At 71.1% G+C, this 14,846-nt stretch carries 11 protein-coding genes; 7 read left to right on the top strand and 4 right to left on the bottom strand.

Translation table 11 applies throughout. The annotated features are described in order from the left end of the window. The first annotated feature begins 799 nt into the window (after positions 1 to 799). From ACGFNH_RS11175 to ACGFNH_RS11155, 5 genes are all read left to right on the top strand, one after another. On the top strand, positions 800 to 982 hold the full coding sequence (locus ACGFNH_RS11175; RefSeq protein ID WP_393652936.1) for an SPOR domain-containing protein: 183 nt from the start codon (positions 800 to 802) through the stop codon (positions 980 to 982). Positions 983 to 1,354: 372 nt separating this feature from the next. Next, positions 1,355 to 1,744 carry a (deoxy)nucleoside triphosphate pyrophosphohydrolase gene (locus ACGFNH_RS11170; protein ID WP_393652935.1) on the top strand — a complete coding sequence of 130 codons (390 nt, stop codon included), beginning with the start codon at positions 1,355 to 1,357 and terminating at the stop codon, positions 1,742 to 1,744. A gap of 128 nt (positions 1,745 to 1,872) precedes the next feature. Beyond that, on the top strand, positions 1,873 to 2,316 hold the full coding sequence (locus tag ACGFNH_RS11165) for an ATP-binding protein (RefSeq protein WP_393652761.1): 444 nt from the start codon (positions 1,873 to 1,875) through the stop codon (positions 2,314 to 2,316). A 202-nt stretch (positions 2,317 to 2,518) separates the two neighbouring features. Beyond that, positions 2,519 to 5,164, top strand: a complete 2,646-nt coding sequence (locus ACGFNH_RS11160; RefSeq protein ID WP_393652760.1) for a SpoIIE family protein phosphatase — start codon at positions 2,519 to 2,521, stop codon at positions 5,162 to 5,164. Positions 5,165 to 5,222: 58 nt separating this feature from the next. Continuing rightward, a complete protein-coding gene (locus ACGFNH_RS11155) occupies positions 5,223 to 6,032 on the top strand; it encodes a methyltransferase domain-containing protein (protein ID WP_393652759.1) in 810 nt (269 codons plus the stop codon). Positions 6,033 to 6,314: 282 nt separating this feature from the next. Here ACGFNH_RS11155 and ACGFNH_RS11150 read toward each other — a convergent pair whose 3' ends face one another. The 4 genes from ACGFNH_RS11150 to ACGFNH_RS11135 all read right to left on the bottom strand — a co-directional run bounded on the left by ACGFNH_RS11150 (position 6,315) and on the right by ACGFNH_RS11135 (position 10,333). Next, a complete protein-coding gene (locus tag ACGFNH_RS11150; RefSeq protein ID WP_393652758.1) occupies positions 6,315 to 7,115 on the bottom strand; it encodes a succinate dehydrogenase/fumarate reductase iron-sulfur subunit in 801 nt (266 codons plus the stop codon). Then, the gene (locus tag ACGFNH_RS11145) at positions 7,112 to 9,058 is read right to left on the bottom strand and encodes a fumarate reductase/succinate dehydrogenase flavoprotein subunit (protein WP_393652757.1); all 1,947 of its coding nucleotides are present in this window, start codon (positions 9,056 to 9,058) and stop codon (positions 7,112 to 7,114) included. The genes ACGFNH_RS11150 and ACGFNH_RS11145 overlap by 4 nt, the downstream gene beginning before the upstream one ends. Before the next feature lie 27 nt (positions 9,059 to 9,085). After that, entirely contained in the window at positions 9,086 to 9,928 is an 843-nt protein-coding gene (locus tag ACGFNH_RS11140; protein ID WP_393652756.1) for a hypothetical protein, read from the bottom strand. A gap of 108 nt (positions 9,929 to 10,036) precedes the next feature. After that, positions 10,037 to 10,333 (bottom strand): hypothetical protein, encoded by a 297-nt coding sequence (locus tag ACGFNH_RS11135; protein ID WP_393652755.1) that lies wholly within the window; start codon positions 10,331 to 10,333, stop codon positions 10,037 to 10,039. Between the two features lie 312 nt (positions 10,334 to 10,645). Here ACGFNH_RS11135 and ACGFNH_RS11130 point away from each other — a divergent pair, with 312 nt between their 5' ends. Then, a complete protein-coding gene (locus ACGFNH_RS11130; protein WP_393652754.1) occupies positions 10,646 to 12,697 on the top strand; it encodes an ABC transporter family substrate-binding protein in 2,052 nt (683 codons plus the stop codon). Between the two features lie 216 nt (positions 12,698 to 12,913). Then, complete coding sequence (gene typA, locus ACGFNH_RS11125) at positions 12,914 to 14,821, top strand: translational GTPase TypA (protein ID WP_393652753.1); 1,908 nt, start codon at positions 12,914 to 12,916, stop codon at positions 14,819 to 14,821. Positions 14,822 to 14,846: the final 25 nt, after the last annotated feature.

The following is a 14,846-nucleotide window of genomic DNA, read 5'->3' as shown; positions in this document are numbered from 1 at the left end:
CGGAACCGGACGACGGCCGTACTTCCGGTACCCGGCGCAGCCACGTCCCCGGCCGCCCGGATGCTGAAACACCCACCACCGGGTCGCCACCAGGACATCAATCCCCACCCGAGCCGAGCGACCGCCCCACCACCGCGCTCCACGAGAGCCACCGACCGCAAGATCCGCCGCATTGCGAACGCCGCCGTGTCCCAGAAAGCCACAGCGCCGCACGGTGAGGGGCCACCGCCCGCGAAAGCCACCACACCGCGAACGCCACCGCGCCGCGAGAGTCGCCGCACCTCGACCGCGACCACCACCGCGGCGCGAAATCCGCCGTGCCGTCGGGCTGTCGGGCCGCCAGAGCCTACGTTTTCTGCGCGGCGGTACATCACGGGGCCCGCGCGGTACGTGGCACCCGTGGCCGTGCCCGTGTCGTACGCGGTATCGCGTACGACCTGCCGGGCAGTGGGGACTTCAAGCGGCAGTCCCACCGCTCTACGCGTCGCCCGGTCGCTCACCGGTGGGTGGGCGGCACCCCCTGAGGCGCGGTCCGCCGCACCCGGTACTGTGTCCCGCGCTCACGATCATCCCGACGCGACCTCCGCCGCTGCGGTGCCTGCCGGTGCCCGGGTGCGGCCGGTTCTGCCGGGACGGAGCGGCCCGAGCCCGAACGCGTGGCCGGAACGGTACCTCTTTGTGAAAAGACGTATCCGTTGCGTGAAGGTCGGGCGTAGGCTCGGCATATGCGGATCGCGATTTCCTCACAGGTCAGAACGCTGCGCGCGTGGAAATGCGCGACGGCGCGAGGGGCGAGGCGATGAGCGACAGCGGCGCCGTGCTGCCATGGCTCGTCATACGCCAGGACGAGAACGGCAATCGCTATCGCGTCGGTCGTTACGCCACCAGGGCCGAGGCCGAGCGGGTGGCCGCCGGCCTGGAGGCAAAGGGCCACAAGCAGCTCTACTCGGTCGAGCGCATAGGCCGCCGCACCCCGTCCTGAGCGTCGGCCCCGCCCCGCCGCGGGCGTCGCAGTCGCATATCGGAACCCTCCCCTCCGCCGGGCTGCGGCGGGGACCCGCAGTCGCGCACCGGCCGCACCTCCGTGCACCGGCCGCACCTCCGTGCACCGGCCGCACCTCCGTGCACCGGCCGCACCCCTGCGCATCGGACCGCACCTCCGCGCACCAGATTTGTCCCCCTCCCGCCCCTGGGTGGACGGTCCCTGATGGTGCCTCGGGCCTCAGGACCCACGCGAGGCTCCGGCCCGACCTGAGCCGTACGCCGACGGGATTGCTGCGCCCGTGAGGCTGCCCCGCACCGGCGAGCCGTACCACCGTCGTAGGGTTCCCGGGTGACCGGAGACGAGACGCGGATCGTGGTCGGCGGCGCCGTACTGGACGGCGGGCGGCTGCTGGCCGCGCGGCGCAGCGCGCCGCCCGAGCTGGCCGGCCGGTGGGAACTGCCCGGCGGCAAGCTGGAACCCGGCGAGACGCCCGAGGCGGCTCTGGTCCGCGAGCTTCGCGAGGAGCTGGGCGTCGAAGTCGAGCCCCTCGTACGGGTTCCCGGCGCATGGCCCCTCAAGCCGGGCTATGTGCTGTGGGTCTGGACCGCCCGTCTGGTCGCGGGCGAGCCGCGGCCGCTGGAGGACCACGACGAACTCCGCTGGCTCACACCCGACCGGGTGGACGAGGTCGACTGGCTGGACCAGGACCGGCCCGCGGTGGCGGAAGCAGTGCGTCTGCTCGGGCGAGCCGCAGGCTAGTCCGATAAGTCATTTCATGCCACAGTGCGCCAAATGCGTCTATAGCGGACCTCGATATCGGGTATGCCGTCTGTAGGCGTACCAAAATCCCCCGAAACCGGACACCGGGGTCTGCCAGTGATCTGGATGTGGTCGGCGTGAGCGACTCTGCAGGGGTTCCCCGAGCGAGACCTCCTGCTGCGCACACCACGCCCGAGCCTGCGGCCTCGTGGAGCTTTCCGGCCGAGGCGGGGGCCGTCCGGGCCGCCCGAGCCCTGGTCCGTTCAACCCTCAATGAGTGGGGTCTGAACGCAGTCAGCGACGTGACCGTATTGCTGGTCAGTGAACTCGTCACCAATGCGCTGCGCCATGCGACCGGGCCGATCGGTGTCCGCATCCGGCGCATCCGCAACGACGCACTGCTCGTCGAGGTGTCCGACCCGATGCCCGATCTGCCCAGGGAACGGGACGCGAGGCCCGACGACGAAGGGGGGCGCGGTCTGCAGCTCGTGTCGCGTACGTCCCGTCGCTGGGGGACGCGACGGGAAAGCGCGGGAAAGACGGTGTGGTTCGAGCTCGGTCTACCCGGTTAGAAGAAAGGAGTAGTGCTGATCACGGGACTGATTCGGGCCGCAGCTTCTCCGACGTGATGCATGGCTGTGACCTTCCGGGGGCTGTCCGCTGACCCTCGAATGAGACAGTGCTGTGATCGTGAAGGCCGTGTTCCGGATGGCTGAGGTGCTGGATACTCGGCGGAGGCCGGTCCGGGCAAGGTGAGCTGGAGGGGACGGGCGCGTGAGCGACATACCAGCCGGGGCGGGGACGCCCGATGAGTCGGCAGATGCCCCCGTGTGGCAGAGCAGCCCGCCCGGGTCGATATACGACTACATCAGGGTCGCCTCCTTCGCCCTCGGCCCCGACGGTCGCATCGACCAGTGGAGCGAGCGCGCCGCCGAGCTCCTGGGGATATCCGCCCCCGAAGCCATCGGCAAGGACCCCGTCGAAGCGTTCGTCCCGCCCGAGCTGCGCGACCACGGCCAGCGCAAGGTCGCCGAGATCCTCGACGGACGCGAGTGGGTCGGCCTCCTCCCCTTCCGTACGAGCGCGGGCGCCCGGCCCCACGGCCTCGCCGAGGTCTACGTGATGCCGGCCGAGGCCGAAGGCGGCGGCCGCGGCGCGGTCTGCATCGTCGTGGACGCCCGGGTCCTGCGCGGCATCGAGACGGACCTGGCCGCCTCGCAGGCAGTTTTCGGCCAATCTCCCATGGGATTCCTGCTGTTCGGCACGGACCTGAAGATCCTCCGCGCGAACGAACGCTTCGCGGCCGTGTTCGGCGGCACCGCCGAGTCCCACCGCGGCGCGGCCCCGCACGACTACCTCACCCCGGTCGAGGCGGACCGCCTCAACGGGGCACTGCGCAAAGTCCTCGACACCGGAAGCTCGGTGACGGACCTTCAGCTGATGGGAACCGTCCCCGGCGAATCGGAGCGCCGCCGATGGTCCGTCAATCTCTACCGCCTGCACAGCGGCAGCGGCCGCCCGATCGGGGTCGCCGGTCTCGCCACCGACGTCACCCGGCGCCGCAACGCCGAGCGCGAAGCCGCCAGCGCCCGGCGCAACCTCGCCCTCCTCAACGCCGCCGGCGCCAGGATGGGCAACTCCCTCGACCTCGAGACCACCGCACGCGAACTCCTCGACGTCGCCGTGCCGCAGTTCTGCGACCTCGCCTCCGTCGACCTCTACCAGGGGCTGCTCACCGGAGATGAGACCCCGCCCGGACTCGCCGACGGCAGCGCGGAGTTGCGCCGCGTCGCCTTCGCCAGCGCCGTGGCCGACGCCCCGGTCACCCTCCCCACCCGCGCGAGCGGCGAGAATTGCGAGCCGCACGCCATCGAGGTCGGCGCGGTCCACCGCTTCCCCTTCAACTCCGCCTGGGCCGACGCCCTGCGCACCGCGCACCCCAAGGTCGTCCCCGGCCGCGACGGCGACGAGGCGCCCGAACTGGGCGCCGCCGTGGTGCAGTCGACCCTTGCCGTCCCGATGGTTGCCCACGACACCGTCGTCGGACTGGCCCAGTTCTCCCGTACGAAGGGCAGCGAGCCGTTCGGCGAGCGCGACACCGCCCTCGCCGTCGACCTGGCCGCCCGTGCCGCGGTCTGCATCGACAACGCCCGCCTCTACCGCCGCGAGCACGAGCGCGCGCTGATACTCCAGCGCAGCCTGCTGCCGCCGGGCGACCCCGAGGCCGCGGGGCTCGACATCGCCTGCCGCTATCTGCCGGGCAACACCGCCACCGAGGTCGGCGGCGACTGGTTCGACGTCATCCAGCTCCCCGGCCACCGCACCGCCCTGGTCGTCGGCGACGTGATGGGCCGCGGCCTGCGCGCGGCCGTGGCGATGGGCGAACTCCGCACCGCCGTACGGACGTTGGCGCTCCTCGACCTGGAGCCCGCGGAAGTGCTCTCGCAGCTCGACGAGATCGCGCGCGGCCTCGGCTCCCCTGCCGGCGCGTACGGTGACACCCGTACCAAGCGCAGCACCACCGCCGGTTCGCGCTCCTCGGACCTCTCCGAGGTCTACCTCGCCACCTGCGTGTACGCGGTCTACGACCCGGTCACCCGGCGCTGTACGTTCGCCAACGCAGGCCACCTGCCGCCCGTCCTCGTCGAGCCCGGCGAGTCCGCGCTGATGCTGGAGGTCCCGACCGGCATGCCGCTGGGCGTCGGCGGCGAGCCCTTCGAGGAGATCGAGGTCGAGCTCCCGGACGGCGCGCTCCTCGCGCTCTACACCGACGGTCTCGTCGAGTCCCGCGACCATCCGCTGGACGAGGGCCTCCAGGCGTTCCGTACGGCTCTCACGGACCGGCCGCCGTCCGCCGAAACGGAGGACTCCAGCCCGCTGGAGGACCTCTGCGACCGGGTGCTCGCCAGCCTCGACACCCGCCACGGCGAGGACGACATCGCGCTTCTCATGGCCCGCGTCCAGGGCCTGCCCGCGGAGTCGGTCGGCGACTGGAAGCTGCCCACCGAGCCCAAGTCGGTCGCCCGCGCCCGCGAACTGACGCGGGAACAGCTCACCGCCTGGGGCCACGAGCAACTCGTCGACACCGCCGAACTGCTCGTCAGCGAACTGGTCACCAACGCCCTGCGGTACGGCGCCGGAATCCCCCTCGGGGAGCCGGGCGGGGAGATCCGTCTGCGTCTGCTGCTCGACACCACGCTGGTGTGCGAGGTGTGGGACGGCGGCCTGGTCCAGCCCCGCCGCCGCCGCGCCCGTGACACGGACGAGGGCGGCCGCGGGCTGCAACTGGTCGGCCTGCTCAGCGCGGGCTGGGGCAGCCGCCGCACCCCGCGCGGCAAGACGGTCTGGTTCGAACTCGCCCTCCCCGACGGCGAGACCCCGGCGGCGGACCCTGTCGAAGCCCTGCTGAGCCTGTACTAGGTCCCGGGCACGACCGACGCGCAACCGCACCACCCTCCGGCCGTGACAGGATCGGCTCATGGGCCAGGACGAGGGATACCTGTTGGACAACCGGCAGGCCGAGGCGGGCGCACGCTTCGACGCGCTGTCGGCCCTCTTCGACGCCTCCACCTTCCGCCACTTCGAGGCCGTCGGGATCGACGAGGGGTGGCAGTGCTGGGAGGTCGGCGCAGGTGGGCCGACCGTCCCCGCGTGGCTCGCCGAGCGCGTCGGGCCCCGGGGGCGCGTGCTCGCCACCGACATCGACGTCTCCTGGACCGAGAGGGCCGCTGCCGACGGGGTCGAGGTGCTCCGCCACGACGTGGCCCTCGACGAACCTCCCGCCGGGCCCTTCGACCTGATCCACGCCCGCCTGCTCCTCGTCCACGTCGCGGACCGCGATGCCGCGCTGCGCTCCATGGTCCAGGCGCTGCGCCCCGGCGGCCGGCTGCTCATCGAGGACGCCGACCCCGCCTTGCAGCCGCTGATCTGCCCCGACGAGTACGGCCCCGAGCAGGAGCTCGCCAACCGGTTGCGCCGCGGTTTCCGTCAGCTGCTGCAACAGCGCGGCGCCGACCTCGCCTACGGACGCAAGCTGCCCCGGCTGCTCCGCGAGGCCGGCCTCGCGGAGGTCGAAGCCGACGCCTACTTCCCGATCACCTCGCCGCAGTGCGACGTCCTGGAGGCGGCCACCGTCCACCAGGTGCGTGACAAGCTCACCGCCGCGGGCCTCGCCACGGACGAGGAGATCGAGCGGCACCTCGCCAACATCGCGGCCGGCCGCCTCGATCTCGCCACCGCGCCCATGATCTCGGCCTGGGGCCGCCGCCCCTTCGACGACGGACCGTAGCGCGCCACCGGTTCCCGCTGAGCCGCGGTCTGAAGGGCGCTCCGCCCGAGCAGCGGACCGTACAGCTCCATGCCACGGCGCGGGAGCCATGTTCGCCGCCGGTGCGAGCCGCACCCCGCACCCCGCCCCCCGCCCCCGCACTCCGCGCCCCGCCCCCCCGCCCCGACGCGGATCGGCGGTGCCCTGCCGGGCTTTCGCCCGGTCGGACACCGCCGATCCTCCCGCTGCTGTGCGGTCGTCCCCCTCACGCGCCAGGGAGAACGACGCGGCCTCGCCGTGCCGTCAGGTCCGGCGGCGGATCTTGTTGCCCAGCCAGACCAGCGGATCGTACTTACGGTCCACGGCCCGCTCCTTGAGCGGGATCAGGGCGTTGTCCGTGATCTTGATGCCCTCCGGGCAGACCTCCGTGCAGCACTTCGTGATGTTGCAGTAGCCCAGACCATGGTCCTCCTGCGCCGTGGCCTTGCGGTCGAGGCCGGACTCCGCCGCCGCGTCCAGCGGATGCATGTCCAGCTCCGCGATCCGCATCAGGAAGCGCGGACCGGCGAACGCGGTCTTGTTCTCCTCGTGGTCGCGCACCACATGGCAGGTGTCCTGGCACAGGAAGCACTCGATGCACTTCCGGAACTCCTGCGAACGCCCGACGTCCTCCTGCTGCATCCGGTACTCGCCCGGCGCCACCCCCGGTGGCGGGACGAAGGACGGAACCTCGCGCGCCTTCTGGTAGTTGAAGTTCACGTCCGTCACCAGGTCCCGTACGACCGGGAAGGCCCGCAGCGGCGTCACCGTGATCGTCTCGTCGCGGTCGAAGACCGACATACGCGTCATGCACATCAGCCGCGGCCGCCCGTTGATCTCGGCGCTGCACGAACCGCACTTGCCCGCCTTGCAGTTCCAGCGGACCGCGAGGTCGGGGGTCTGGGTGGCCTGGAGCCGGTGGATGATGTCGAGGACGACCTCGCCCTCGTTCACCTCGATGCGGAAGTCCTCCAGACCGCCGCCGTCCGTGTCGCCCCGCCAGACCTTGAAGTGCGCCTGGTACGCGCCTGTTGCGGTCTGCTGGGGGGTGGTGTCCGCGCTCACTGGGTCAGCTCCTCGTCCGTCAGGTACTTCACCAGCTCTTCCTTCTCGAAGAGGCCCAGCAGGTCGGCGCGGATCGGCGGCATTTCGCGCCGCTCCAGCCGGATCTGGCCACGCTCCGGGTCGGAGGCGGCGACCGAACCCGTGGGGTCGGCGAGCGAGCAGACCAGGTTGACCCGCCGCCAGTCGCGGTCCATCTGCGGGTGGTCGTCGCGGGTGTGGCCGCCCCGGCTCTCGGTGCGCTCCAGGGCCGCACGTGCCACGCACTCGCTGACCAGCAGCATGTTCCGCAGGTCGATGGCCAGATGCCAGCCCGGGTTGAACTGGCGGTGGCCTTCCACACCGGCGACGCGTGCCCGGGCGCGCAGCCGGCCCAGCCGGTGCAGTGCCTCGCCCATCTCGCCCTCCCGCCGGATGATCCCGACGAGGTCGTTCATCGCCTGCTGGAGCTCCTGGTGGAGCGTGTACGGGTTCTCGGCCGGGCGCCCGTCCGGGTGCGAGGCGTCCGGGCCCTCCGCGCTGAACGGCCGGAGCGCCTCCGCCTCGGCCGTATCGATGTCCAGGTCGGACGGGGCGGGCCGTTCGCCGCCGCTGAGCGCGGCCGCGTACTCCGCCGCGTGGAGCCCGGCACGGCGGCCGAACACCAGCAGGTCGGAGAGCGAGTTGCCGCCCAGCCGGTTCGAGCCGTGCATGCCGCCGGCGACCTCGCCCGCGGCGAAGAGGCCGGGTACGCCGTTCGCGGCCGCCGTGTCCGGGTCGACGTCCACGCCGCCCATGACGTAGTGGCAGGTCGGGCCGACCTCCATCGCCTCGGCGGTGATGTCGACGTCCGCCAGCTCCTTGAACTGGTGGTGCATGGACGGCAGTCGGCGCTTGATGACCTCGGCGGGCATACGCGTCGACACGTCCAGGAACACCCCGCCGTGCGGGGATCCGCGGCCCGCCTTCACCTCGGAGTTGATGGCGCGCGCGACCTCGTCGCGGGGGAGCAGCTCGGGAGGACGCCGGTTGTTGTCCGGGTCCTCGTACCAGCGGTCGCCCTCGTCCTCGCTCTGCGCGTACTTGTCCTTGAAGACGTCCGGGATGTAGTCGAACATGAAGCGCTTGCCGTCGCTGTTGCGCAGCACCCCGCCGTCGCCGCGCACCGACTCGGTGACGAGGATGCCCTTCACCGACGGCGGCCAGACCATCCCGGTGGGGTGGAACTGCACGAACTCCATGTTGATCAGCGGGGCTCCGGCCAGCAGCGCGAGCGCGTGCCCGTCGCCGGTGTACTCCCAGGAGTTCGAGGTCACCTTGAACGACTTGCCGATGCCGCCGGTGGCGAGCACGACCGCGGGAGACTCGATGACGAAGAACCGTCCGGACTCCCGCTCGTAGCCGAAGACTCCGGCGACCTTGCCGTCGTTCTTCAGCACGCGGGTGATCGTGCACTCCTGGAAGACCTTGAGGCGCGCCTCGTAGTCGCCGAACTCCTTGAAGTCCTCCTGCTGCAGCGAGACGATCTTCTGCTGCAGGGTGCGGATCAACTCCAGGCCCGTACGGTCCCCGACGTGCGCGAGGCGCGGGTACTCGTGGCCGCCGAAGTTGCGCTGGGAGATCCTCCCGTCGGCCGTACGGTCGAAGAGCGCGCCCCACGTCTCCAGCTCCCACACGCGGTCCGGCGCCTCGCGCGCGTGCAGTTCGGCCATGCGCCACTGGTTCAGGAACTTGCCGCCGCGCATCGTGTCGCGGAAGTGCACCTGCCAGTTGTCGCCTTCGTTGACATTGCCCATGCTCGCCGCGATGCCACCCTCGGCCATGACCGTATGGGCCTTGCCGAACAGCGACTTGCAGATGACCGCGGTGCGCATGCCCTGCTCGCGGGCCTCGATGGCGGCGCGCAGGCCCGCGCCGCCGGCGCCGACCACGACCACGTCCCACGCCTGCCGGTCGACTTGCGTCATCGTCTTTGGATCCCTCTCAGAAGCGGTCTAGAAGATCTGCGGGTCGGCGAAGGCGCCGGTGGCGAGCAGATAGACATAGAAATCGGCGATTGCCACGCTGATCAGCGAGGCCCAGGCGAGCTGCATGTGCCGCTCGTTGAGCCGTCCGACCAAGCCCCACATCCGGTAGCGCACCGGGTGCTTCGAGAAGTGCTTCAGGCGGCCGCCGACGATGTGCCGGCACGAGTGGCAGGACAGGGTGTACGCCCAGATCAGCACGATGTTGGCCAGGAAGACCAGCGTGCCGAGGCCCATGTGGCCCCACTCGTAGTCGGAGTTCCGGAACGCCAGCACGGTGTCGTACGTGAGGATCCCGGCCACCGGCAGCGCCGCGTAGAAGAAGTACCGGTGGATGTTCTGGAAGATCAGCGGGAAGCGCGTCTCGCCCGAGTACTTCCGGTGCGGCTCGGCCACCGCGCAGGCCGGGGGCGACGCCCAGAAGCCGCGGTAGTACGCCTTCCGGTAGTAGTAGCAGGTCAGGCGGAAGCCGAGCGGGAAGATCAGGATCAGCAGGGCGGGGGAGAGACCCCACCAGCTCCCGAGGATCTCCCAGTTCGGTCCGCCCCGCATCGTCTCGCAGTTCTCCGCGAGGCAGGGCGAGTAGAAGGGCGAGACGTACGGCGCCGCGTAATAGTCGCTGTTCGCGAAGGCGCGCCATGACGAGTAGACGACGAACGCGAGCAGCCCGGCGGCGGTGACGGCCGGTGTCAGCCACCAGCGGTCGGTCCGCAGATGGCGCGCGGGGATGGCGGCGCGCGTGGCGGAGTGCACTCCGCCACGCGCGTCACTGGGTTCGTCGGTGCCCGTTCGGGGTTCGGTACCAGTGGCCAATTCAATGACTCCGAGTAGGAGTGAGGGTCGGCTGTGAACGCGTGCGACGGCGGTGACGCGGTGGTGCGACGGACCCGGCGCGGGCCCGTCGCACCACCACGGGACGCGCTAGGGCGCGTGACGGTCGCGTGCGCCGAGGCCCTCGTCCTCGGCATCGGTCCACAGGGCGCTGTTGTACGGGGTGTCCGGGATGGTGACCATCTCCGGGTGGCGGGCCGGCGCCTGTGTCCGCCCCTGCCCCGCGCTGTCACGCAGCAGGGCGAGGCTCTCGCGCAGGTGGGCCGCGTCGGTGCGCACGCGGCGGACTTCGAGGCTGCCACCGACTTGCTGTTCCAGCCGGCCCAAGGATCGAGTCAGCTCGTCGAGCGAGCGCTGTGCGGCTTTCAGATCGTCCGATACGGACATGGATTGCCCTCCACTTCCGCGCTTGCGGGCCAACGCTTGCCAACGCTGATGCGCCTGTGAGTGTCGCGCGTCACATCCTGCCTTGGCTAGGGATCTACAAACATTGCCCTTTCGTGTCGGGAACGGGCGCTGCCGTGCGCCCCCTGTGAGCCGATGCGACACATGTGCCGCCTGCCGCCGTACGGGTGGGAATCCGGGCTTCCGTGCCGTGTCGCCGTGCCCGAGTGGAACCAGTCGATTTCAGTGGTCCAGGAATAGATGTGATGAGCGGCATAAGCACCCAAAAGTGTGCGGCACGGAGGTTTTCAGGTCATGTCCATCTACGGCGTCAGCGGCGGCCGGGCGGCATCACGTACCCCACGTGCATCACGCGCATCGCGATCAGGGCCGGACGCACGTCTCCGGCGCCGCACGATCGCACTGCTCGCCGCGGGTGTGCTGGTCCCGCTGCCCGTCCTGGCCGGGTGCAGCGACTCCCCCAGCACGCCGACTGCCACGGCCGTACCGAAGGACGTCGCCATGACGGGGCGCGGCAGGGTCGAGGACGGCGGGACCCTGCGTTGGGCCATCGACGCGGTGCCCGCGACGCTGAACACCTTCCAGTCGGACGCCGACGCCGCGAGCGACCGCATCGCGGGTGCCGTGCTGCCCTCGCTGTTCACCCTGGACGAGCACGGCAAGCCGGCGCGGAACGAGAACTACCTCAGCGCCGCCGAGGTCACCGAGCGTGAGCCGAAGCAGATCGTGACCTACCGCCTCAACCGCGAGGCCACCTGGAGCGACGGGCGGAAGCTCGGCACCGCCGACTTCGTGGCCCAGTGGAAGGCACTCAGCGGCAAGGACCGCGCCTACTGGACCGCGCGCAACGCCGGCTACGACCGGATCGAGAGCATCGAGCGGGGCAAGAGCCCGCAGGAGGTGCGGGTCACCTTCGCCAAGCCGTACACCGACTGGCGCTCGCTCTTCACCCCCCTCTATCCGAAGGCCGTCATGGGCAGCCCGGACGCCTTCAACGACGGCGCCCGCAAGAAGCTGGAGGCCACCGCCGGCCCCTTCGAGCTGAAGAGCAAGGCGAAGGGCTCGGTCACGCTCGTACGGAACCCGGACTGGTGGGGCGACAAGGCCAGGCTCGACAAGCTCGTCTTCGCCGCCGTCCCGCGTGACAAGCGGGCCGACGAGCTCGCCAAGGGGCGGCTGGACGTCGCCGAGGTCGACCGGCCGGTCGTGGAGCAGATCGAAGGCGCGTCCAAGCCCAAGGGCGGCGGCCAGCAGATCCCGAAGAGCGAGCGCGGCGCGGCCGGGGCCGAGGACCGGGCCCGCGACGCGCACGAGCGCACGGACGGCAAGGCCGACGGGGACGAAGAGGAGAGGACCGAGAAGAGGGCGGAGGGCAAGCGCCAGGAGAACGCCCGCCAGGCCGGTCAGGCCCGCGCGGCGGCGCTCCGCGGCTACGCGGTCCGCCGGTCGCTGGAGCCCGCCTACACCCAGCTCGCGCTGAACGGCTCCACCGGTCCGCTCGCGGACGAGCGGGTGCGGCGCGCGATCGCCCGTACGATCGACCGCCAGGCCATCGCCAAGGCCGTGCTCCAGCCGCTGGGCCTGCCCGTGCAGACGCTCGGCAGCCACGTGATGATGGCCGGGCAGCAGGGGTACCGGGACAACAGCGCCGCCCTCGGCAGCCGGGACACCGCCGCCGCCCAGGCCCTGCTCACCTCGGCGGGCTGGCGCGAGAGCCGCGGCGGGCTCGCCGGGCACAGGGGCAGCGAGAAGGACGAGAAGGGTGACACGGGGGAGAAGGGCGCGGGCAACGCCAAGCCCGCCGACGTCCGCACCCTGCAGAAGGACGGCAAGCCCCTGACCCTGCGCTTCGTCCTCCCGACGGGGCCCGGCACCGAGCCGCTGCGCACGGCCGGGAACCGTATCTCCACGATGCTGGAGAAGATCGGTATCCGTACGGAGGTCACCAAGGTCGCCGACGAGAGCTACTTCAAGGACCACATCGCCTCCGGCGACTACGACCTCGCTCTCTGGTCCTGGCCCGCCAGCGCCTACCCGGCCACCGACGCCCGCCCGATCTTCGCCAAGCCGCAGCCCGCGCCCGACGGCTCCCTGATCGTCGAGCAGAACTACACCCGGGTCGGCACCGACCACATCGACCAGCTCTTCGACCAGGCCGTCACCGAGCTGGACTCGGCGGCGTCCAGGGCCCTGGTCCGCCGCGCCGACGCCCGGATCTGGGCCGCGGCCGGATCGATCCCGCTCTACCAGCGGCCGCAGCTCGTGGCGGTCGACTCGAAGCTGGTGAACGTGGGTGCCTTCGGCTTCGCCACCCCGCGCTACGAGGACATCGGCTTCAAGAAGTGACCCGTCCGCCCGGCGTCGTCGCCGGGCGCGGGAACGACGGAGCACCAGCGCTCCCGGCGGGTCCACGGACCGGCCGGGAGCGCTGCCGTACATGGCCGCCGGGAGGGGACGCGGGCCGGGCCCGTACCATGGGATGAGCCGAGGCGGGTCCGCCCGGCGGGGCGTACGAGGAATGAGACGCCGCATCCCACGATCCGAGAGAAGCGCAAGCGACCCATGCCCACGCGCCACGACATCCGCAACGTCGCCATCGTCGCCCACGTCGACCACGGAAAGACGACCCTCGTCGACGCCATGCTGAAGCAGGCGGGGGCCTTCGCCGCCCACGCCGCCGAGCACCTCGACGAACGCATGATGGACTCGAACGACCTGGAGCGCGAGAAGGGCATCACCATTCTCGCGAAGAACACCGCGGTCAAGTACCACCCCAAGTCCGGGGGTGAGCCGGTCACGATCAACATCATCGACACCCCCGGCCACGCCGACTTCGGCGGTGAGGTCGAGCGCGGCCTGTCGATGGTCGACGCGGTCGTGCTGCTCGTGGACGCCTCCGAGGGCCCGCTGCCGCAGACCCGGTTCGTGCTCCGCAAGGCCCTCCAGGCCCGGCTGCCGGTCATCCTGTGCATCAACAAGACGGACCGCCCGGACTCCCGGATCGACGAGGTCGTCAACGAGGCGTACGACCTCTTCCTCGACCTGGACGCGGACGAGGACCAGATCGAGTTCCCGATCGTCTACGCCTGCGCCCGCGACGGCATCGCCTCGCTGACCAAGCCGGAGGACGGCACCGTCCCGGCCGACAGCGACAGCCTCGAACCGTTCTTCACCACGCTGCTGGAAACCGTCCCGGCGCCGCAGTACGACGAGTCGGCCCCGCTCCAGGCGCACGTCACCAACCTGGACGCGGACAACTTCCTCGGCCGTATCGCGCTGCTCCGCGTCGAGCAGGGCGAGCTGCGCAAGGGCCAGACGGTGGCGTGGATCAAGCGCGACGGCACCATCGCGAGCGTCCGCATCAGCGAGCTGATGATGACCGAGGCGCTCACCCGCAAGCCGGCCGAGGTGGCGGGCCCCGGCGACATCTGCGCCGTCGCCGGCATCCCCGACATCATGATCGGTGAGACCCTGGCCGACCCGGAGAACCCGGTGGCGCTGCCGCTGATCACGGTCGACGAGCCCGCCATCTCCATGACCATCGGTACGAACACCTCGCCGCTCGTCGGCCGCGGCGGTACGGGCAAGGGCGCGGACGCCAAGGCCGCGGTGAAGGACCGCAAGGTCACCGCCCGTCAGGTCAAGGACCGCCTCGACCGCGAGCTGATCGGCAACGTCTCGCTGCGCGTCCTGGACACCGAGCGCCCGGACGCCTGGGAGGTGCAGGGCCGCGGCGAGCTGGCGCTGGCCATCCTCGTCGAGACCATGCGCCGGGAAGGCTTCGAGCTGACCATCGGCAAGCCGCAGGTGGTCACCAAGGAGGTCGACGGGAAGGTCCACGAGCCCGTCGAGCGCATGACGATCGACGTGCCCGAGGAGCACATGGGCGCGGTCACCCAGCTCATGGGCATCCGCAAGGGCCGGATGGACAACATGTCCAACCACGGCTCGGGTTGGGTGCGGATGGAGTTCGTCGTTCCCTCCCGCGGCCTGATCGGCTTCCGCACCGAGTTCCTGACCCAGACCCGCGGCACCGGCATCGCGCACTCCATCCACGAGGGCCACGAGCCGTGGTTCGGCGACCTGCGCACCCGCGCGTCCGGCTCCCTGGTCGCCGACCGCTCCGGCGCGGTCACCGCCTTCGCGATGACCAACCTCCAGGAGCGCGGCACCCTCTTCGTCGAGCCGGGCACCGAGGTGTACGAGGGCATGGTCGTGGGGGAGAACTCCCGCTCCGACGACATGGACGTGAACATCACCAAGGAGAAGAAGCTCACCAACATGCGGTCCTCGAACGCCGATGTGACCGAGTCGATCGTCCCGCCCAGCAAGCTCTCGCTGGAGCAGTCGCTGGAGTTCTGCCGGGACGACGAGTGCGTCGAGGTGACGCCGGAGTCCGTGCGCATCCGCAAGGTCGCCCTGGACCAGCGGGAGCGTGCCCGCGCCGCCTCCCGGGCCAAGCACGGCTGATCCCCCGCCCGCCCGGGCCCGCCTG

Source organism: Streptomyces sp. NPDC048639, assembly GCF_043199075.1.
GTDB lineage: Bacteria > Actinomycetota > Actinomycetes > Streptomycetales > Streptomycetaceae > Streptomyces.
This window is presented reverse-complemented; position numbering and strand designations above follow the sequence as displayed.